Source organism: Aciduliprofundum boonei T469 (genome assembly GCF_000025665.1).
GTDB lineage: Archaea > Thermoplasmatota > Thermoplasmata > Thermoplasmatales > Aciduliprofundaceae > Aciduliprofundum > Aciduliprofundum boonei.
The window spans coordinates 138,342-160,472 of record NC_013926.1 but is presented as its reverse complement, the minus strand read 5'-3'; the positions used below and the strand labels follow the sequence as shown (position 1 = coordinate 160,472).

The following is a 22,131-nucleotide window of genomic DNA, read 5'->3' as shown; positions in this document are numbered from 1 at the left end:
ATAAAATTTTTGAGTGAATTTCATTTTAGCAATATTAATATAAATCCTCCCCATGTCCGCATGAGGTGATGTAAATGGAAAAGAGGAAGGTTTTGATATTGGGAGCAGCGGGAAGAGATTTCCACAATTTCAATGTTTTCTTTAGAAACAACCCTAACTATGAGGTAGTGGCGTTCACGGCTACGCAGATTCCTGATATAGAGGGTAGAGTTTATCCTCCTGAGCTTGCGGGAGATCTCTACCCGGATGGCATACCCATTCTAGCAGAGGACGATATGGAGAAAATAATCAAGGAGAAGGGCGTGGATATAGTGGTATTTGCTTACAGCGATGTACCCCACGAGCATGTTATGGACCTCGCATCCAGAGCTCATGCCGCTGGGGCTGATTTCTGGCTTTTGGGCCCAGAGAGTACAATGCTTAAAAGCAGCAAGCCCGTGATAGCTGTAACGGCCGTGCGCACTGGAAGCGGAAAGAGCCAAACCTCTCGCAAGATATTCAAATTATTGAGAGAGAAGGGATTGAAAGTTGTGTCCATCAGGCATCCTATGCCCTACGGAGATTTGGTTAAGCAGCGTGTGCAGAGATTTGCATCATACGAAGATTTGGATAAGAATGAATGCACAATCGAAGAGAGAGAAGAGTACGAGCCATACATAGATATGGGTGGAGTTGTGTATGCGGGCGTGGATTACGAAGCAATTCTGAGAGAGGCGGAGAAGGAAGCGGATGTTATAATATGGGATGGCGGAAACAACGACTTCCCGTTCTACAAGCCTGATCTTTGGATTGTGGTGGCTGATCCTCATCGTCCCGGGCACGAGATGAAATATCATCCAGGTGAGACGAATTTCAGAGCGGCAGATGTAATCATAATCAACAAGATGGATACCGCGAACCGTGACGATATTCAGGAGATATACAATAGCATCGAGAAGGCAAATCCAAATGCAATAGTGATCGAGGCTGCCTCACCTTTATTCGTGGATAAGCCGGAATTGATAAAGGGCAAGAAAGTGCTCGTGGTGGAAGATGGCCCCACTCTTACGCATGGAGGAATGAGATACGGTGCTGGCTATGTGGCAGCAAAGAAATTTGGAGCGAAGGAGATAATAGATCCAAGGCCTTACGCCGTTGGCTCCATAGTGGACACATACAAGAAATACACGCATCTCCATGTGATATTGCCAGCAATGGGTTACGGTGAGAAGCAGATGAAAGAACTTGAAGAGACGATAAATAACGCGGATGCGGACGTGGTTGTGAGCGGCACTCCAATAGACCTCAACCGCGTGGTTAAGGTGAATAAGCCTATTGTGCGCGTGCGCTACGAATTAGATGAGATAGGCAAGCCTGATCTTGAGGATATTCTTAATGACTTCCTCAAGAAACACAATCTCTCCTAATTTTTTTATATTTTAAACCTGTAAATTTTTGTTTGCAGTTCTCCGTACATAATGTCTCTCTTCTCAAGCACTTCAAAATAATTTTCAAATTTTTTGTAAGGAATTATTAGAGTTAAGATTGCGCCGGAGAAATGCTCTTCAAGCTCTTTTGCAAACTCCTCATATAATTTGAAAATCTTCTTCTTTGAGCCTATGCGCAGTCCGAATGGAGGGTTTGTTATTATAAAAGGTGCATAATCAACAAATTTGTGCATGTTCTCTGCATCTCCCTGTAGGCATGAGAACCTTGCTCCTGCATTTTTAGCATTTAACTTGCACCCATTCACATGCTTTTTGAATTTTTCAACGCAATACAGCTCCAATCTCTTATTTCTCTCGCTTTTATCCATTTCTTCCTTTATACCATTCCAAAGAGCCTCATCAAAAAAAGGAAGTTTGGGAAAATTGAATGTCCTGAACTTGTTTGGGACTCTGTTGTAATTGTGATATGCCTCTATCGGAATAGTCCCAGAGCCACAGAAAGGATCTACCATTTTCTCTCCATTCCATCCCGCAAACTTAAGCATCAAAGAGGCGAGTACTGGATTTATTGGGGCAGGATGCTGATATATGCGATATCCCCTGCGGTGCAAACTCTCGCCAGTGGTGTCTATGGTAAATATAAAATTCTCATTATCAACCCAGCATAGGAATGTTAAATTTGGGTTGTCTAAATTCACCTTCGCCTTTGGACATTTTTTCAAAATTTCCTCTCCAACAACTGCATTCACATCCATGCTCGTGAAATCATGCTCTCCTCTTCTCTTAGTTCTCACGGCAAACGTGGTATTTATGCAAAAATCTGCTTCTTGCACGAATTTTCTTGTATCCTCCAATTCCTTTATCTTTCCCATCGAGAGGATTACTGCAATGCGAAATATTCTTTTAGCCCCATAATTTAATCTGTAAATTAATTCTTCATTTCCTTCGTATATAACTTTTCCAGTTTTCAATTCCAAAATTCTTGCGCCAAATTTCTCTATTTCCCTTGCTGCTATGTCTTCCAAGCCATGCACCGTAGTGGAAAGAAAGAGCATACGGGTCTATAAGAACGCTCAATAAAAAATCTTGCTAAGGCGAAGTATTAAATACATTCCCAAATATCTTCTGCTATGCGAAGCTCCAGATACCCCGGGGTTTACACCGATGGCAAGGGATTTTACACAAAATCAAAGTTCAAAGAGAGCGTTTATGGCGAGAGAGTTCTTGAGATAAAAGGGAGATTTTACAGGAGGTGGGAGCCAGTGAGAAGCAAGCTAAGTGCAGCCATGCACCTGCACCTTGAGAATTTTCATTTTAAAGGTTCAAAGATTCTCTATTTGGGAGCTTCTACGGGCACAACAGTTAGCCATCTTTCGGATATAGCGGAGCTTGTATGGGCTGTCGAGATATCTCCTATGTCCATGCAGAAACTCGTGCATCTTGGAGAGAGAAGAGACAATATAGTTCCAATTCTGGATGATGCAAGGTATCCTGAACATTATGCAATATTTGTGGAGAAGCCTAATATAATTTATCAGGATGTATCTCAGAGAGACCAGGTGGAGATATTTTTGAAAAATATGGAGTTCTATGCTCCAAAATTTGGATATTTGATGCTAAAAACCAGGACTATAGATGTGAGAAAAAAGCCAAAAGAAATAATGAAAGAAAAGGCAAGGAAGATAGGAGAACTTTATTCAATTGAGGAGATCATAAATATTTCAAAGTATCAGAAAGACCATTATGCTATTGTGGTTAGGAAGTGAATTTTTATGGATAGAGAAACAATGGCTGTGTTTGTAGTTCGTCTTTATCATTTTCTCTATCCTATCTATGCAGGTACCATTTTCATTATCACTCTTTATATGGTTTTTCCTTCATTGTTTTTAAAGGTGGGCACTATTCTTCTATTGTATCTAATTCCCCCTGCGGGGAAGGAGAGTATGGTGCCTGCTTTAGTTGTAATCTTCTCTCCCATTTATGGATTTTATGGGGTCTTAATTGCGGCTGCTTTGATTACAGTTATAGATTCCATTGTTGCCTGGTGGACTGTATGGAACTGGGACCTTCTCAAGTATGTGCCATTGCTGAATATATATGTGAGAAAGATAGAAGAGGTAGGTAAGAAAAAGTGGGAAAAGCATACGGTGATAAGAAAATTTGCCTATGCAGGCCTAGCCGCCTTTGTTGCCATACCATTTCAGGGCTCGGGAGGATTCACAGCTGCTCTTATTGGCAGGCTCTTGGCGATGAACGAATTCAAGATTCTCTTATCCGTGGTAGTTGGCTCGTTTACCGGAAGCTTTATAATAGCCCTGCTTGCCTATTTCTCACTCTGGAGCTTTAAAGAATGGGGTATATTTGCAGTTGGGGGAATAGTTATATTCATCCTCGTGTTTGTGGTTGTGTACCTTTGGCTTAGAGGTGAGAAAAATGAAAATAATGGTGACGGGTGGAGCAGGATTCATAGGAAGTCACATCGTTGATGCTTTGATGGAGGAAGAGCACGAAGTATTGGTTTACGATAATCTCAGTTCTGGAAAAATGGAGTTTATAAAGGAGCATATGGGCAAAGAGAATTTCAAATTTGTGCAGGCGGATCTCCTTGATTTTGAAAAATTAAAGGAGGAGATGGAAGGCGTAGAGCTCGTTTACCATGTGGCTGCAAATCCAGATGTTAGATTGGGAGCAAGTGATACACATGTGCATCTGGAGCAGAATGTTATTGCCACCTACAATGTGCTTGAAGCCATGCGCTTGAATGATGTTAAAGATATAATTTTCACATCCACATCCACCGTGTACGGTGAGGCAAATGAGATACCCACTCCGGAGGGTTACGGACCATTGATACCAATTTCTCTTTATGGAGCATCAAAATTGGGAGCTGAAGCGTTCATTACATCCTATGCTCACACATTTGGTATGAGTGCAGTCATATATAGATTTGCGAATATTGTGGGACCAAGGAGCACCCATGGTGTAATTTACGATTTCATAATGAAATTAAAAAGGAATATGCATGAACTGGAGATTTTAGGGGATGGAACACAAACAAAATCGTATCTCTATGTAAAGGATTGTGTGGATGCCATAATATTTGGGTATAAAAATCGCAAAAGGGATGTGGAAATATTCAATATTGGAAGCGAGGACTGGATCAATGTGCGGAAGATAGCAGATATAATCGTTGAAGAAATGGGATTGCAGGATGTAAAATACAAATTCACCGGAGGAAAGCGTGGATGGAAGGGTGATGTGCCAAAGATGCTTCTTTCAATAGAAAAAATAAAATCCTACGGATGGAAACCAAAATACAATAGTGAAGAAAGCGTTAGGCTAACTGCAAGGCATTTGCTCAATGAATTAAATTCTCTTGGGGTGTAGGGGAGAGTATATCTCTCTCTATTATCTGTGGCTCCTGCCATTTTATGTGTAATTTTATCTTCAGTTTATCTTTATGGTAGCTCACTTCAAAATTCTCCACTTGAGAGCGATAGAGCTTGTATCTCTTTCCGTCGGGAGTCAAGCGAGTTCCGTCTACTTTTATTAGTCCCATACTCTCCAATTCCTTTATCTTTCTGTATGCGCTTGCAAGCGGAATGTCAAATCTGTAAGCAATCTCCCTCACAGAAACGGGTTTTATGGCCGATGCCGCTAGTATTTTGAGATTGTATTCGTCCATCAATACCAGAGTTAATGCATGCTTGTCTACCATATGCATCCCCATGTTCGCATTTTGATAACCATTTAAAAAACTTTCGTGGCAATTTTCTCTTTGGATAATTATGAGAGAGTAATTACTTCTGCTAATATCCTGTGAGAATATTTCTTGAGAATAACTGATGGAAAACAAGTATGATTTTGATTGATAAGTTTTAATTTATAAAAATTTTTCCAAAAATTTAATAATGGATGGGTGGAATGGGGAAGTATGAACCTTGAGGCAAAGAGCATGGTGAGCGTGTTTATGGACAGGTATTCATCGCAGATACTCCTGGGCACATCTATGAGAGCAAAGGGAATTAGAGAATTGAGTAGGGAGTACAATATACCTGTAACGGTATGCTACAGACGCATAAAGAAACTTGTGGAAATGGGATTGCTCATGGAAGAGAAGGTGGGAAAGAGGTTGAAGTATAAATCGAGAATCAACGATTTTAGTGCAGTTCTTGATTTCGAGGGAAATAAAATGAAGATAAATATGATTGCAGATGGAGAGAACTATGAGATCGAAGCACCAATTTTATAAGGTTAGAGTAGCGACTTTCGCTCTTCTTGCATTCTTGCTCTTTCCCGTGTTATTTGGGGGTATGTCGCATTCATCATCAGATTTAAAAGAGGGAAATAGCGAGGTTTTGATGAATAATATAATTTGGAGAGAGACATCAAGACTCACTTGGTTGGGCAATTCTACAAAACCGCAAATTATGAGGAGTGGTGATGGAAATTACAATATTGTCTGGCAAGATGATAGAAATGGAGAGTGGGATATATATTATTTGAGAGTAAGACCAGATGGTTTTAAGGTTGTGAATGATACCAGAATAACCCATTTTAAAGGTAATGATACTAATCCGGTCATAGGAGTTATGGGAGATCATATCTATATTGTGTGGCAAAGGTATGTAAGTGGACATTGGGCAATATACTTCTCAAGATTGCTTTACAGCAACAAGAACATTCTGATAGAGATTCCCCCAATACCTGTTAGGAAAATAAATACGGATTGTATAAATCCAAAAATTGCTGTAGATTCTAATGGAGATATTGACCTCGTGTGGCAAGAGTTGAATGGCTCACATTGGGAGATTATGTACGATAAATTGGACTCTTATGGCACTCCTCTATTCTCGCCTATTTTGGTTTCCCAATCTTATATGGATTCAATGAGACCTTCAATTGTAGTGGATAATAATAATGATGTGCATATCTTCTGGGTAGGTTATTCAACCACACCCGGCTATAGTATATTTTATAGAAAATTGAGTCCTAAAGGAAGTTTCTTAACAGAGATAAGAAGGATCTCCGTGGTATCTCCTAAGAGCACGGTGGAATCTTACTATTATAATAACTCCCTATACACCGTGTTTTCCTGCTCAAGAGAGCGCCTTGCCTACGAAGTAATATTTACTCGATTAAGCTCATCTGGATATACGGAGGTGGATGATACAAATCTCACAGTTGCAGATAAAATAGATTCTATGTATCCGCATCTTGCCGTGATTCACAATAGAATGTTTGTAGTTTGGAACGATAATCCGATGGGCGTGATAAAATTTTCAATCTATGATTTAAATGGAAACAAGATAGGGAAGGTTTTGAATATCAGTGCCTCCAACTCTTTCTTTCCTTCCATATCGGTAAATGATAGGACCATAGGTATTGTGTGGCAGAAAGAGGTAAATGGCAAGTTTTATCTCTATTTTAGAAGTGCCGAATTCCCTGACTTGAAGGTTGAGAGTATGAGTTTGTATGCGCAAGGCTCAAATATAACTCTAAAGGCGAGTTTGTACTCTTCCGTTCCTCTTACTACCACCTATGGAATTTATCTGGACGGAAATTTAACCCTATTGAGAAATGTTTACATTAATAATGTGGTAAATGTGGAAGAGATCCTTAATGCAACTCCAGGATGGCATAGAGTTAAGATTTTTATAGATCCATTTAATCATATTATTGAGACAAATGAGAGTAATAACGCGATGGAAAAAATGATTTATGTGAAGCATTACTCCTTTAATATATCCACAAATCCCGTTTATTATCTCCCTGCTGGCAGGTGGAGCAATATAAGCGTTTATTTGAGCAATACTGGAAACTGGGTGGATAATTATACTATGAGAATTCTCTACAATACTACCTTGTTCAAAGTTCAACCTGATTTTAAAAAAGTTAGATTGAATGAGAGTGAAAATGAAATTGTGAATTTCTCAGTTTATATATACAGATCCACCATAGTTGGAAATTATACAATGAATCTTACAGTTCGCTCCATTTCAAGTGGCATTGTGGAGATGAGAAATATAACTGTTAGAGTTTTGCCTTATGTGAATTTTAATGTTGAATATGCGCCCATGTACACAGTTCTTCCTGGAAAGAAAATAAATATAGAGCTGATAATTGAAAACACAGGAAATTGCAATGATACTTATATTCTAAATCTGCATCAATCTAAAAATTGGCCAATGATGTATGAGAGCAAATTGAATGTAAGTTATCATTCTTCAAAATCTATTTATATAACTCTTCTTGTGCCAAATGGTACATACGGATTTACAAAGAACTATCTAAATTTGACAATAAAATCATCAAGGTTGAATATAACTAAAAAAGCATCAATTATGGTAATAGTTAAGCCGGTTCACAAGGCATCAGTTTCCATACTATCGCTTATTGAAAATGGAACTTATTATTATACTGCGAGGATAAAAGTTGTAAACGAGGGCAATATGAGAGATCTATTTACCATAAAATTGAGTGGAAATGCAGCGCAGTTCTCATACATATCAAATGCCTCTCTTGTATTAAATCCGCAAGGAAGTTATATAGTTATTCTGCATACCTATCTTCCTCCTTATATGCCTGCAGGCTCGTACAAGGTAGATTTTAATGTGAACTATGATAACAGGTCTCTGGCTTCAGTACCTCTCCTCTTAACTGTTCAAGAGAGCCATCAGTTCATTGTGAATGTAAAAGTTTTATCGCAGGGAAAGAAGGTTGTATTGGCGGCCATAATAAGAAATGTGGGCAATACTCCCGAGTTGATTATGCTCATTCCAAAATTGGCTGAGAAAACAAATGCCACATGGATTTTGTACTATAACCATAAGAATTTCACAAATGTGACAAGCGTGTATGTTAAGCAAAATCAAACTGTCAATGTTACTATAACTCTGGCAACGAATCTTACAAATGGGATGCATAAAGCTACCATTATTTTCAGGTCAGCATCTCATATTACAAAGAATGTTACCGTGGAGTTCAGAGTTGGAGAGAAGAGTATATGGGAAAAGATAGGTGATTTTATAATGGGCAATCTAACTTATGTGATCATAGCGGCTGCAGTTATTGTGGGTGTGATTGTTTACTTCATAAAGTTTAGAGAATGATCCTGCCATGATTTTCTTGAGTGAGAATTAAAAATTTTAATCATTTTTATAGAATTGTAACTAAATATTTTTAAACCCCTTACCATATTTCATTTTGGAGCCCAAAGAAAAGGGCTCATGAATAAAAAGAGAGACCCGAGGTGATGAAAGATGAAGAAGGTTTGGAATAAGAAAGAAAAAGGCGAAATGGGCATCGGCACCCTGATAATCTTCATAGCAATGATTATCGTGGCTGCCGTTGCCGCAACGGTGCTCATACAAACAGCGTACCAGCTGCAGCAGCAGGCTGAGGAGACGGGTAACATAGCCATTCAGGATGTTGCCACTGGATTCAAGATAATACATGTTGGTGGTATAGTTGATAACAGTACACCATCTGCACCCAAAGTAGGCATTATACAGATCAAAGTTGGTCTGATAGCTGGAAGCCCTGCCATTGATATGAGAAATGTGCTAATTGAACTGACTGATGGCACAAAGGATGTAACCTTGAACTATACTAATGTGGATATAACTACCACTGCTGGTCAAGTAAAACTTGCAGCTACTGGTGAATGGCTGGCTAATACTACTTTTACTGCTAAAATCCTAAGGGATATGCCACCGCAGAATTGGGATAATCAGAGGGTAGTTACTCAGGGAGACATAGTTATGCTGATAATAAATGCAACTGCGGCAGGATTGAACCTCACTCCGCAGTCTCAGGTAACCTTGCAGATAATACCCAAGCATGGTGTGCCCACATATGCAGCATTCATGGTGCCTGCAACCTTGACAACTAAGTACGTGGACCTCTACTGAACTCTTTGACTTTCTTTGTACTAGGGTACTAGGGTACCAGAAAACCTTTGAACCTTGGAGGTGATAAAAAATGGCAGGGTTGTTTAAAAAGAAGAAAAAAGAGAAGAAGCCAGCGAAAAAAGCAAAGAAGACAAAGAAGGTAGAGGAGCCAGAGATTCCAGAGATACCTGCAGAGGCAGTGCCTGAAATCTCCGAGGCAGGGATAAACGATGCTGAAATTGAGAAGGTGCTGGGTACAGCCCTCAAGGGTTTGGATATAGATGAGCTTACAACGAAGCTCGATGACATCTCAAGGAAGATAGACGAGTTTCAAGCAAAAATCGAGCGCCACGATTCAATGATTGGCTCTTTGGAAAATGAAATCAGCGAGATCAGGAAAGTAAACGAGGAGATGCAGGATAATATCAAGAGACTCCTTGATATCTACGAGGTAGTTTCACAGAAGATCAATCCATTCATAGAGATGGGCGAAAGGAGAGAGATGCCCATAACTCCAGATACCGTCATACCACCGGAAGAGCCAGGGATAATACCTTCAGTGTTTGAAGAAAGCACGCAGATTCCAGAAGAGAAGCCAAGGGAAATGCCTAAGGAAAAGCAAAGGGAGTATGTACAAGAGAATCCAGCCCCAGTGGAAGAGAGAAGGAAAGAACCAGAGCTACCGAAACCAGGTGAGGGTCCGATACTCAAGCATATCAAGAAGGACTATTACACCATAGTGCTCCTAATGCGCTGGATCGAGTTCCTGTTTGAAAGAGTGAAAAGGGACAAAATTACATTGCTCTTGGACTACTATGTGGACATTGGCTGGATAAGTAAAGAAGTGAAGTCAGAGATAATGGCATACGCGAGAGGTGAGGTTCAAGATGTTACCAAGTACTTCCCTGAGGAAGAGATAGAAGCTGAGATAGAAACGCCTGCTGGAACTATAAGGGCACCAAAGCCCAGAATATACAAGAAGGTTGAAGATTGGAGATTGAGCGCAGAGGATCATCTAAAATCATTGCTCTTCATAATGAAGATTGCAGGTGTGGAGGTGAACAAGGACCGCCTGAATTCCTTAGAACAGGAAATCGAGAAATTCAAAAAATCCCTGTGGGAGTACCACGGGGTTTAAACATTTTCATTATTTTTTATGGCTCTAACCCGTAGAGCTCCATCAATCTTTTAAATTTACGCCATTCTTTCAAGAATTCTTTACCATCCTTTGTGATTTTGTAAATGCTCTTTCCTCCATTCGTTTTTACCTCAATTAAATTTTTCTTTTTTAGATTTTCTTCAATTTCCTTAAAAACAGAGTATGATACATTAGCCCTGCGTAATATGATTGAAACTGTGCATTTATCCTCTTGGGCAATTATGGATAATACATCGAATACAACTCTGCTCTTAGATCTTTTCTTTTTCATAAGCCACCCTCAGTCCTGGAATTATGAAAAGTGCAGTGCCTGCCAAGAATAGCGAGGTTATAATGATATTGAGGTATTGATGTTGGCTTATTATTGTAAGAAGTTGGGCGATAACTGCTAATTCAAAGGAAATCAGGGAATATAAAACTATGGGTGAAGTACCCTTTTTAGCCAGAACATTTTTTCCTATCTCCACAAGGTTGAAGGTTATGAAATAGAATGAGAATATAATGGCAAGGTCACTTGAGTATGCTATGAAAGGTGCTACGAAGAAGAACTCTTTTTTCAAGTATGCACGATACATGTTCAGAAAGAATAGCATTTCGAAAATATAGATTAACATTATAAAGATGTCATAGTGCCATATGGAATAGCCAATGTAGGAAAGGTAGAAAAGCACGAGAAAGATGTAAAGTAAGAAATAGTGTATTTTCCCCGCTCTAATCTTTAAAGGCAATACAATTAAAGGCACTATAGACATCAGAAAACCTATAATCGCAATTATAAGCTCCATTAATAGTCGCAATGCTTTGGAACTTTAAAAGTTTTTCTTATTTGGTTCTTGTCAGCTAAAATGTTGATATTGTTTAAAAATATAGCCTTATTTTGTCTGTCAACATGTCAAACAATAGTCGGCTTTCAAAGAGGAGTGGTTTTTTACTATTTCTTCTTGCGATTTTTCATCTTTTAATATTTAAGTTTTTTGGATGATTAAACCGAAAAGCATTTATATGCAATATCTCATATGGTTATCTGTCAAGACATTCCCCTATAAACCAATAGGAGGAGTGTTAAAAATAAGGAGGATGGAAAAATGAAAGTAGAAACGAAAAGAATATTGTTAGCGGTTTTAGTGATATCCTTAGTACTAGTTAGTGGTTTTTCAGTAATGACGGGGAATGCCAGTGCACAAACTAACACTTCTTCACAGGTTAAATCTAGTGGAGCTATGGAAGTGAGTACGGATTTAGGAAATAATACAGCCCTTCTACAAGGCTCCGTGGGCATTACATTGCCTAATGCCATCAACAAAGAATATACAAAATCTCCCGGTATAGTAATAGGAAACATATGGGCAGACCCGCATTATCCTGTGGTGGGTGAACCTACGATGTTTACAGTCTCAGGAGGAGTAACTGGAGGTGTACCGCCTTATCATTATACTTGGACATTTGATGATGGTTCTATAGTGCAAGGGACATCTGCGGTGCATATTTTTAAACAGCCAGGTGTTCATATCGTGAGTCTTACAGTTAAAGATGGGGTAGGAAATACAGCTACAACTACAAAGAAGGTATATGTGGATCCTAAATTAGAAGTTAGTGTTACAGTGGATACTCAAAATCCTGCAGTTGGAGAGAAAGTGTTCTTCTCTTATAAGATTACAGGGGGATTTCCATTTTACATTAATAACCATACATATTATAAGATGTATGTGGACTTCGGTGACGGTTGGGGGCACCTCTATGGTTATTACGCACCTACAGGGACTTTTAATTATACATATACAAATCCTGGCGAGTATCTAATATACGTACGAGCATGGGACAACGCGACAAACTGGTATACCTGGACCTATCGCATTACTATAACATACTCTAATGTGAATACCAATTATGGACCACTTGATGCCAATGTTACAATTTCACCAAATCCTGGATTTACATACAAGCAAGAGACTTTGAAAGTTTGGCCAATTAACGGAACAGGTATTTATAATATAACTGTACTGTGGGGAGATGGCAACCATAGCTATTGGGGATATGGATATGTATATAATCCACCACTTAAGTTCTATCATACCTACAAAGTACCTGGCAATTATCAGATTAAGGTCTATGTAAATGACTCCTTAGGAGATAGTGTTGAAAAAGTTCGACAGCTTCGTGTGTTCCCAGGTCCTCTAAAGGCTTATTTAGGTAATATGACTCAGAACTCTACTGGTGCTTGGGTAATATTTAATACCACAAGTCCTAAAGTTGTAACTCCTGGAGAAGCAGCAGCAGGTATAAATCTATATGCAAATATAACTGGTGGAACACCCGGGTATACATGGCAATTGATAAATGCCACTACTAACTATGTTGTTGCTACAGGTACCACAGCTCTACCAAGCGATACTCCGTTTTATGTGTGGACATTCGATGATTCATCACCAGGAACATATCACTTTGTTTTCAAGGTAACTGATCATACAAATAATATCGTATATAGCAATACATATACTATAATAGTTAAAAGTGCAAATCTCACAATTCAACTTCTACCGGCATCCGTAAATGTGCCTATAGGGGGTAATGTATCCTTTGTGATTGATATATGGAATATACAGCTAAATAGTAGCGGTGCTGCTACCATAAATGTGACATTTTACAATGGTACTGGTTCTTGGCCTACTTGGTATCATGTGTATACTTTCACTAATGGAACACCCGGTGCAATAATATATAACACAACTCCATTTGAAATAAATGAAAGTACAACTCCTGCTCTACCTGTTCAGGTATATGGTGGTAACATCCTGCCTGGTGATTACACTGCTAAGGCTACAGTTAATTATGGTAGTGCATATAATGCAACTAATCACGAGACGGCTACAAGTATAGTACATGTGGTTTCATATCCACCCATATCCTATGTGATCTGGTCTGAGCCATATCCTGCTAAGATTACAGCTGGATTGCCGATAACAATATATGTGAATATAAGCGGAGGAGATGGTCTATATTCAGTGAATTTCAATCCTAATGGCACGGTAAGTAATGTATATACAAATGATGTTAATGAGACAATAAGCGGTCCTGACTCTAATGGTAATTGGACAGTGTCTAATCTGGTTTACTATACTGCTCCAGACGGTAAACGTTATTACAACATGTCATTTGTTGTGGTCTATTCGACTCCGAGCCCTGCTCAGGGGTATGTCTTGGATGGAAATGTATTATCTAATGCCTTCACACAGTATAAAGGGCCATTCAAGGTTACTATATATGTGACACCGCCTAGCAAGTTGCAGGTTGAATTTACAGGTTCAAGTCATTATTCTTATGCTCTCCCTTATCGCGGAAACCAAACACTGGGACCACATCCTTTGAGAACTTTGTTAAATGATAGTTACTCATTCACTCTGTGGCTAAATATTAGTGGGGGAGTACCACCATATCATGTCTCTATGTACTTTGATGGATCAGTGTGGGGTGTAGTTTACCTCAATGGAGAGTTCTATGGATGGGTTAATTCTACCACAACATCTGTCTCTTACTGGACCGATGTGTATCCGGTTGGAGCTACAAAAGAGGCTCACTACAAATTTGTATTGATTTACAATGATAGCTATGCAGATGGAAATATGGGTATTGAGGCCTATGTAGTCTCCAACTATCCAAGTTCCTTCCCATACAGGGAGTCTCTTTATTACACAGTGTGGGCAGAGCCATATTTAACGATAGCAAGTATCGATCAATCAGCTTATTCTATAAGTGTTCCTGGATCAGTAAGCTTTGTGGTAAATGCAATGTGGGGCGATATATCACATACTCACGACTACACCTATGTATGGCTTATGCACGATTCTTCAACCCATAACTATACTATCTATGCTATAACTTCAGTGCCTATGATAACTATAGAGTTTGAGAATCCAGATATATATTCAGTGGCTGTAGTAGTTGTATCTAATGTAATAAATGAAACAGCTACTGCGGTTTACGAGGATATAAATGCAACTATGCCTCCAACTATAGTACAAGTAGTCTCTGTGAGAGTTGAAGCTGAACTTGTAAATCCAAGTGGAAATAGTTATATTGCTTATGCAGGATGGGCTGATTGGGATGAAAATGGTACTATAATGGCTAGCTTTGTAATGCCTAATGTTCCTAACGTAAATGCAGTGTATACTCTGGAGGTTACATATTCGTATACATTGGCAATAACTAATTATGATACTTATACCCACACTTGGCAGACATATTTCTATAATGCATATTCTGCTCATCCATATGCTACTGCTCAACTTACTGTGATAGCCCAGGGTAATGTAGGTCCTAACTTAGATACAATATTGGCTGCTATCAATGGAGTATGGCATGAGGTGAATGTAAGCAGAGATAACCTAATGAATGCTATTAATAATGGATTTACAAGCGTAGAGAACGGAATAGTAGAAATTAAGACAATGGGTTCAACTCTTAATGCTAAGTTAAGTGATTTAAATGCAAATATAACAGACATTCAGAATGGCATAGCCACGATAAAGACAGACATTGGCAATATACAGACCTCCTTGAACAATTTGGATGCCAAGATAACAGACATTCAGAATGGCATAGCCACGATAAAGACAGACATTGGCAATATACAGACCTCCTTGAACAATTTGGATGCCAAGATAACAGACATTCAGAATGGCATAGCCACGATAAAGACAGACATTGGCAATATACAGACCTCCTTGAACAATTTGGATGCCAAGATAACCAAGCTACAGGGCGATGTTGCAACCATACAGACGGATATTGGAACGGTGAATGTGAAGCTTGATGCAATAAATGCAACAGTAGTTAGCAATGCAAATGGCATAAAGGATCTCAAAGGTAGCATTGTTACTATTCAGACAACCCTTGGTGATATCAAGGGTACAGTTACAGACATAAAGAACGGAGTTGCAACCATACAGACAGATCTTGGAACAATGCAGACCGATGTAAGCAATATCAAGACTTCTACATCGAATACTGCAAGTGGTATAAATACAGCAATTTACTGGAACATTGGAGTGCTGATACTAGTGATAATAACACTGATACTCGTTGCCTATGTACTTGCAAAAGTGAACAAGATATCTCAGGCACCTAAGGAAGAGACCGTTGAAGAAGAAACTGAAGAAGAAACAAAGGAGGAGTAATCCTCTTTAACCTTTTTATTATTTTTATTTTAGATAGATAGTTTTTTGTAAAAATCCTTTACATTCTCTAAGGGAATGTTAAATTTCAATGGTTTTTATTCATCTTATTAGTGGAGATAAATTCTAGCATCTTAGTACTGTTATGTATTGGGAAGCCATGATAATACTTTATAAAATAATAAAATGCGATATGAATGTAGTATTAGGAGCTTTTCGCTTGTTTCTTAGATTGAAGGTAGTTGTTTATGTAATGCCAATCAACGGTATATATCTCAACCCAGTTTGAGTTGTCTGCTGTGGCATTCCTGTATATAAGTTTAAACGGCTCTCTATGGAATTTTTCGTATCCCTCTTTACCCATAAATACAGGTGGTTGTAGAGGATTCTGGCTGTTGTTATAACCAAACACTCCATTTTCGTACATGTCCTTGGTTATAAGTACATAACCTATGGGTGGATATGTACCGTTCAAACCCTGTAGTTCATCTATACAATCTGTCCAGTTTGTAGCGTTCCAAATTTCATAGTCATATTCAAAGCTAGATGGAAATCCATACGCTTCCAGTATGGTGCCTATCATATGATTTGTTGCCACTGTATAGTTCCTGTTTCCATTCTCATTGAGCCATTCTATGCCACTCATTATAACTGGAGATATGCCCTCCTGTGTTGACCTTTCCACATGGTTCATGAATGGAAATGCTGAAATTCCACTCATTAGCACTATGAAGGTTATGGTGAATATGAATATGGTCTTAAACACCTTACCTATTGGATATTTTTCCTCGTATGTTATAGGATCACCCACCACTTTTGCTCCACCAATGGGTATTGGGTTGGATATTTCAAGAGTATTTTCTCCAAATATTTTATGAGGTGTGTATGAAAAACCTTCAAAGTATACAGATACTCTCTTTCTCACACTGATTTTATGGAAAAACTCACTATTCAGGATGGATGCAATGCCTATTGCACCTATTATTGATAAGGGCTCCATCATGTATTCTATATGTCTCCAGGGCTCCAAAGAAGACCAGGTTATTAAACCCACAATGAGAGACGCTATTATGGATAAAAGCCAGCTACCAACGAAGTAAAATGATTCAGGATGCTTTTTTAATTTCACAAATCCAACTCCTATGAACCCTATAGTTAGCATAAATGGGATTGAATAAAATATGGCTATTGGAGGAATGTAGTATCCATGCAATCCTACCAAGGCAAGTATCAAAAACACGGTAATGGACAATCCTAGAGATAAAGCGAACACATTAATTATTTTTAAAGAGTTTATCTTTTTCCATAATTTATCCGAATGGTTTAGATTGTAAGTTATGGCTATTTTGTATAAAATTAGGAGGAGTATTGTACCTATGGTAGCTGTGCCGTACCAGGGTAATGCGTAATGAAAAGGAGAAGACATAAAGTATTTCATACCGGGCACTCTTAGGATCCAGTAGGTTATGGTGCCAATGGTGAAAGAAATGATGAATACAAAAGCTCTTTTAACAGTTTTCTTTGGAATGTAGTTGTATAAGCCACCTATTAAACTTATTCCTGTTATGGATATTATGTACATATAGTTTGAAAGATGATGGGATAGCAAAAGCGCTATTGATGAAGCTATGAGAAAGCCAAGGTATTTTCTCTCTTTAATCCATTTGATGAAAAAGTAAAGGGATAAAAGTAGAAAGAAATGGCCAACTGTAAGAAGATATGGCATAGAAGTTTGGTATACATGGATTGGATTTATGGCCAGAAGGGCCGATGCTATGAGTGAAATTTTTCTGTCTTTTGTAATTTCGTAGGTAATCATATAGAGGGGAATAATGGTTAATCCTCCAATTATGGGTGGAATTTTTAGGAGAAGCTGTTGAGGAGGTAATCCAGTTAAGAAATGAGCACCTAAAATAATTAGGTATAACATAGGAAAAGAGCCATATCCAGATGAGCCCCAAACTGCAGGGTACTCGTAAAATGGATTTTTCTTTATGAGAAATTCTATGGTGATAGAATAGTAAATACCAAAATCAGTGCCCCAGGCAGAATAAATCCAAGACGGAATTGAGCGTACTGCTATGGCAAGAGCGGTTATTATCATAAGATAGAATTTCCACCCAAACTTCACCCTTCTCATATCACTCTTGCATTATCTTGCTATTATTTAATTTTTTTTAGGTTTAGGGTAAGTTGCAACCCTACAGAAAAATAAAATAGGAGAGATAAATAAAGGATGAGCAGGAAATTAGAGTTATACAAGATTGTGAAGATAGGATTAAGAGCAATGAAGAGGGCGAAACTCCCGCTTTACTGGAGCAAGTATTCTAGGAAGGACTACACTCTGCACCAGCACATAATGCTGATAGTGCTGGTGCAGTATGCAGGAAGCATAGAAAGAATGCTCCAGATTGTGCGAGAAATGAGAAAGATAAAGAGGGTAATGAGATTGAAGAAAATCCCCCATAAAAGCACAATTTCAAGAGAGTTGAGAAGAATACCAGAACGATGGATTCGCATTGTGCTTAGAGAAATAGTGAAAATAATGGGAATACCCAATAAATTTGCAGTGGATTCCACAGGTATTCAAATTTATTACCGTTCATACTACTACACACAGCGAATCGGAGAAGTAGGAAAAATAAGAGAAGGATTGAAATTGCATGCTGCTGTGGATATTGAGAGGAAGCTCATTACCAATGCAATAGTTACAAAATGGCACACTAACGATTCACCGTACCTCATTCCTCTTTTGGAGGAAGAGAGAGTAAAAGAAGTGTATGCAGATAAGGGCTATGATTCTCTACGTAACATACGATTTGTTCTGAATAAAGGAGGAACTCCATACATAGCAATCCGTAATAAAGCAAGAAGAGGATTGCGAAGGAGATTGTTAGAAAAGAGCAAATCACCTGACTGGAAAAAGAAGTACTCGCATAGAAATGTAATTGAATCAGTCTTCCACTCTTTCAAAAGAGTTGTTGGAGATTACATATTTTCCCATTCTTTCTCTGGTGCTTCTAAACTCCTGCTCTTCAAAGTTCTTGCCTATGATCTCTATGTCTAATCCTTCCTTATTTTTATTCTTCTTTTTTCATGTTTTTCGAGGAATTCAACTTAACCTAGGTTTATAACCTTTTAAAATCCCCAAATTCCCGCTTTTCTTTTATAAATTTTTCAATTCTAATCTCTAAAATGCCTTCTAAATATTGCTCTTCTAAATATATGGAGATGAACCTTACCTCATTTTTTATCCTTCGGGTCATCGTTATCATTTTATTATTAACTGGTATTTAAGGGTTTTTCAGATTATTACAAAAATTTAAATTTCATAATGTGTTGAGCGTCTGTGAATGCTTGGAAGATAACGGCCTTGATAGTGTTTATTGCTGGATTTACGCTCGTGGTTTTAGGCGGAATTTATAATCCTTACACTAATGTTGTAGATCTTCCCTCGGGCGGATTTAGAGGAATAGGATTCAATATGTATGCTGGAGAGGTTGTAAATTACCATCTCACCTCTTTGGAGAGATTTACGGTGTATATAATGAATTCTACAGAGTTTCATAAGCTTATGAATAATGGTACATTTAACGGAAGCTATTACACACAAACTGGGAAAAATATGAATTTAGAGTTTAAAGCTCCTCAGAAAGATGTTTATTATATTGTAATAGCAAACTTCAACTCACAAAGTAGCATAGAGGTGGATTTTGTATATCGCAAAGGAATGAGTATGCCCCTGTTTTTGGGGGGCAGCATAATAGTTGCAATATCCATAGTTGTTCTGCTTATAGACCTGTATGGCTCTAAGCAGGTAAATAAGAATAGAGTGTGTCCAGGATGCGGAAGAGAAGTTAGTGAAGAATGGAACTATTGTCCATATTGCAGATACGAATTGCGAGATGATAAAAAATGAGATACATTGCTATAGTTGTCACACTAACTCTATTGTTCATCCCACTCTCCCATGCCTATTCCGATAATAACGAGATTGCATACAATTGGAGTTTTTATGGGCAGAATTTTGAGGTGGTTATTAATATAAATGGGAGTGAGAACTCCTCGCTTTATCATTCTTTTAATTTTTGGGTTTTAAATCTCACAGTTCCCTATGATGCATATCAATTTTATCGAGATTATCCTGCGGGCTATAGAATCGGAGACAACTTATCCTACCTTTCATACTTTCTAACGCCCAATGATACCTATATTAGGGAACTTGCCCATATGCTTGATACCATAGCTAAGAAGAATGGGTGGGATAGACTTACAGAAGCAAATTTCATTCTCACCTTTGTTCAAAATGTTCCCTATGTGAGCGATTTCACATCTACTGGATTCGTGGATTATTATAAGTTCCCCTTAGAAACCCTTTTTCAGAAGGGTGGAGATTGTGAAGATAAATCTCTTCTTTTGGCTACTCTTCTCTACATTCTTGGGTATGATGTGGTTCTATTTGCAATGGAAGTGCAGTTTCAAGGACTATACGGGCATGTGGCTGTGGGTCTAGATGTGAAGAACAAAACGGGACCCTTTGCCAGATACCTGCAGTATTATTATGCTTATGATGGAAAAGATTACTACTATATGGAATCTACGGGTTCTCAAAGTATGGTGATTTCTGGAGGAGGCATAGAGAATGTACATTACTGGGTTGGGATATCTCCAGAGGCGGCAGGAGCTAAGATATATAATTTAACGGTTATCCCATTGAATGGTCCTCATTATGAAGGGTATCATCAAAAGTATGATTATGTGAAAGAAGTTAAGGCTCAGGAAAGTTTCAATTGGTATTTATTATATGCCTTAGGTTTATTGGTTTTATTTTTACCCCTCTTTGTTTATGCTATATCAAAAGAAAAAAAGAGATGTCCTTCTTGTGGTTACTCTGTAGAGGATGATTTTAACTATTGTCCAAATTGTGGTTACTGGCTAAAACCTCCTTGGCCTCCTAAGCCGCCTTTTTCTTAGAAATGCACATGAGGCTAAATCATACCAAAGAATTGCTTGCTCATTTTTATTCCTTATTTTCTTTATGTTCAAAAACTGTGTGGCTATTTTGGGTGATAAACCCAAAAAACATGGTTTTTCAAGTAATCATATGTCTAAGTCTTCTGGATGATGTATTGACCATTCAACACTGTGATGAGAGTCAAATGGTGTATACACAACACCTTCGTTCTCTTTTTTGTAGGTAACTTGAATTTTTGGAGAATCTGAATACGAGTTTCCAACAATAGCTCTCACATAATACTCATAGCTTTCATTTTCCTGCACATCTTTGTCCAAGAACCATTCCTTATCAGAAGACACTCTTGCATACTCTTTTCCGTTTTTGAATATTACATATTCTACCTTCTTTCCAAAATTCTGGGGCTTTATCCATCTAATTATTATCCCACTTTTCTTTATTTCCAAAGATAAAGTAGATAATAATCTTGCTGCCCACATAATACTTGCCTTCTCATAGGAATCAGCATCATCTGAAATCTTCATAGATATGGTAAGTTCTGGTTCCTTGTTAATATCTTTAGCATATTTACTTTTATATTTTTCTAACTTCTTCCTTGTATTTTCAAAATAATCCATACTCTTTTTTACCGGTTTTTTATCAAAAGAAATAAGATAATTTCTCTTAGCAGCTATCTCCCTCTGCTCCATATTGAATGCTTTATTCTCTTTTTTCTCCTTACACTTCTTTAGTTCTCCTTGTAACCTTTCAATCTCTTTATTCTTCTTTTCTAGCTCTTCTTCAAGCTCTTTTATCTTCTCTTTTAGCTTCTCATTCTCATCCCTAAACTCATAAGCCTGCTCTATGTTTATATTTTTTATCAACTTTTCATGATCCAAAATCTTAATCAACTTTTTATTTGCAGGTGACCACCCCTTTGGTGTAAATACCTTAATCTTTCCATCATCCTTCTCTTTAAACCATATTTTCCACATTAGTTTTGTCATTTCTCTAAGTTCAAACTCATTTTCATAGGATTTTATCTCACCCTCTTTTCGCATTTTAGATAGGATAACCTCTAATTCTGGATCTAACTCCTCAGGCAAAGAACCAGAACCATTTTTGATAAGATAAGCAAGATATTTCATTCCCTGCTTAGTAAATGAGTATTGATACTCTATGCCTCGATTTACAATTTTGCCACTCTTAGTTTTAACCTTTCTAGGCACGGCCTTTCTGCTCAAAAACCCCATTCTATACAATCTCGCCATCTCGTTAGAAACAACTTTCCTTGAGGGTATAATTAACATAACCCCATTTTCTCTCATAAGAGTTTGAACACTCTTAAGATAATCATATAATCTTTTAGTAGTTATAAATTTATTTTTATATGAATTATCAAAAGTATATAAACCCAGCGCTTGGGCCAGGAGGATTAAAAGTTCTTGATAGTCCAAAGTATATTTGATAATATTCATCATCATATATGATGATTAACTCTTATTTATCTTTTTCTTCTTCCATCAAG

Annotated in this window: 18 protein-coding genes; 12 read left to right on the top strand and 6 right to left on the bottom strand. The window is 37.9% G+C overall.

Going from position 1 to position 22,131, the window contains the following annotated elements:
- The first annotated feature begins 74 nt into the window (after positions 1-74).
- Positions 75-1,406, top strand: coding sequence for a cyclic 2,3-diphosphoglycerate synthase (locus ABOO_RS00795; protein WP_008085039.1), 1,332 nt, complete (start codon positions 75-77; stop codon positions 1,404-1,406).
- Positions 1,407-1,411: 5 nt separating this feature from the next.
- On the opposite strand, the gene trm14 is transcribed toward ABOO_RS00795, so the two are convergent.
- Positions 1,412-2,482, bottom strand: a complete 1,071-nt coding sequence (gene trm14 / locus ABOO_RS00790; RefSeq protein WP_008085052.1) for a tRNA (guanine(6)-N2)-methyltransferase — start codon at positions 2,480-2,482, stop codon at positions 1,412-1,414.
- A gap of 75 nt (positions 2,483-2,557) precedes the next feature.
- On the opposite strand from trm14, the gene ABOO_RS00785 reads away from it, so the two are divergent.
- The 3 genes from ABOO_RS00785 to ABOO_RS00775 are packed head-to-tail and all read left to right on the top strand — an operon-like array spanning position 2,558 to position 4,814.
- Positions 2,558-3,193: a fibrillarin-like rRNA/tRNA 2'-O-methyltransferase gene (locus ABOO_RS00785; protein ID WP_008085105.1), complete on the top strand. Its 636-nt coding sequence runs from the start codon at positions 2,558-2,560 to the stop codon at positions 3,191-3,193.
- A gap of 6 nt (positions 3,194-3,199) precedes the next feature.
- On the top strand, positions 3,200-3,913 hold the full coding sequence (locus ABOO_RS00780; protein WP_008085119.1) for a small multi-drug export protein: 714 nt from the start codon (positions 3,200-3,202) through the stop codon (positions 3,911-3,913).
- Positions 3,861-4,814 (top strand): NAD-dependent epimerase/dehydratase family protein, encoded by a 954-nt coding sequence (locus ABOO_RS00775; protein ID WP_012997051.1) that lies wholly within the window; start codon positions 3,861-3,863, stop codon positions 4,812-4,814. The genes ABOO_RS00780 and ABOO_RS00775 overlap by 53 nt, the downstream gene beginning before the upstream one ends.
- Here the strand turns inward: ABOO_RS00775 and ABOO_RS00770 are convergent.
- Positions 4,786-5,145, bottom strand: coding sequence for an ArsR/SmtB family transcription factor (locus tag ABOO_RS00770; protein WP_008084843.1), 360 nt, complete (start codon positions 5,143-5,145; stop codon positions 4,786-4,788). The genes ABOO_RS00775 and ABOO_RS00770 overlap by 29 nt on opposite strands.
- Before the next feature lie 216 nt (positions 5,146-5,361).
- Between ABOO_RS00770 and ABOO_RS00765 the strand changes: the two genes are divergently transcribed.
- The 4 genes from ABOO_RS00765 (at position 5,362) to ABOO_RS00750 (ending at position 10,457) form a co-directional block, all read left to right on the top strand.
- Positions 5,362-5,679, top strand: coding sequence for a winged helix-turn-helix domain-containing protein (locus ABOO_RS00765; RefSeq protein ID WP_008084881.1), 318 nt, complete (start codon positions 5,362-5,364; stop codon positions 5,677-5,679).
- The gene (locus ABOO_RS00760) at positions 5,654-8,539 is read left to right on the top strand and encodes a hypothetical protein (protein WP_008085118.1); all 2,886 of its coding nucleotides are present in this window, start codon (positions 5,654-5,656) and stop codon (positions 8,537-8,539) included. The genes ABOO_RS00765 and ABOO_RS00760 overlap by 26 nt, the downstream gene beginning before the upstream one ends.
- A gap of 150 nt (positions 8,540-8,689) precedes the next feature.
- Positions 8,690-9,340, top strand: a complete 651-nt coding sequence (locus ABOO_RS00755; protein WP_008085066.1) for an archaellin/type IV pilin N-terminal domain-containing protein — start codon at positions 8,690-8,692, stop codon at positions 9,338-9,340.
- A gap of 70 nt (positions 9,341-9,410) precedes the next feature.
- Positions 9,411-10,457: a FlaD/FlaE family flagellar protein gene (locus ABOO_RS00750; protein WP_008085102.1), complete on the top strand. Its 1,047-nt coding sequence runs from the start codon at positions 9,411-9,413 to the stop codon at positions 10,455-10,457.
- A gap of 16 nt (positions 10,458-10,473) precedes the next feature.
- Here the strand turns inward: ABOO_RS00750 and ABOO_RS00745 are convergent, their stop codons facing one another.
- Positions 10,474-10,749, bottom strand: coding sequence for a winged helix-turn-helix domain-containing protein (locus ABOO_RS00745; RefSeq protein WP_008084893.1), 276 nt, complete (start codon positions 10,747-10,749; stop codon positions 10,474-10,476).
- Positions 10,730-11,263 (bottom strand): hypothetical protein, encoded by a 534-nt coding sequence (locus ABOO_RS00740; protein ID WP_008084916.1) that lies wholly within the window; start codon positions 11,261-11,263, stop codon positions 10,730-10,732. The genes ABOO_RS00745 and ABOO_RS00740 overlap by 20 nt, the downstream gene beginning before the upstream one ends.
- Positions 11,264-11,563: 300 nt before the next feature.
- On the opposite strand from ABOO_RS00740, the gene ABOO_RS00735 reads away from it, so the two are divergent.
- A complete protein-coding gene (locus ABOO_RS00735) occupies positions 11,564-15,652 on the top strand; it encodes a PKD domain-containing protein (RefSeq protein WP_012997050.1) in 4,089 nt (1,362 codons plus the stop codon).
- Positions 15,653-15,854: 202 nt separating this feature from the next.
- Here the strand turns inward: ABOO_RS00735 and ABOO_RS00730 are convergent, their stop codons facing one another.
- The gene (locus ABOO_RS00730) at positions 15,855-17,789 is read right to left on the bottom strand and encodes a hypothetical protein (RefSeq protein WP_008085076.1); all 1,935 of its coding nucleotides are present in this window, start codon (positions 17,787-17,789) and stop codon (positions 15,855-15,857) included.
- 96 nt (positions 17,790-17,885) lie between these two features.
- On the opposite strand from ABOO_RS00730, the gene ABOO_RS00725 reads away from it, so the two are divergent.
- The 3 genes from ABOO_RS00725 to ABOO_RS00715 all read left to right on the top strand — a co-directional run bounded on the left by ABOO_RS00725 (position 17,886) and on the right by ABOO_RS00715 (position 20,623).
- On the top strand, positions 17,886-18,716 hold the full coding sequence (locus tag ABOO_RS00725) for a transposase (protein WP_008082381.1): 831 nt from the start codon (positions 17,886-17,888) through the stop codon (positions 18,714-18,716).
- 282 nt (positions 18,717-18,998) lie between these two features.
- Positions 18,999-19,568: a zinc ribbon domain-containing protein gene (locus tag ABOO_RS08065; RefSeq protein ID WP_012997049.1), complete on the top strand. Its 570-nt coding sequence runs from the start codon at positions 18,999-19,001 to the stop codon at positions 19,566-19,568.
- Positions 19,565-20,623, top strand: a complete 1,059-nt coding sequence (locus ABOO_RS00715) for a zinc-ribbon domain-containing protein (protein WP_008085128.1) — start codon at positions 19,565-19,567, stop codon at positions 20,621-20,623. Before ABOO_RS08065 ends, ABOO_RS00715 begins: the two co-directional genes overlap by 4 nt.
- 126 nt (positions 20,624-20,749) lie before the next feature.
- Here the strand turns inward: ABOO_RS00715 and ABOO_RS00710 are convergent, their stop codons facing one another.
- Positions 20,750-21,931, bottom strand: a complete 1,182-nt coding sequence (locus ABOO_RS00710; protein WP_008085063.1) for a hypothetical protein — start codon at positions 21,929-21,931, stop codon at positions 20,750-20,752.
- Between the last annotated feature and the right edge of the window lie 200 nt (positions 21,932-22,131).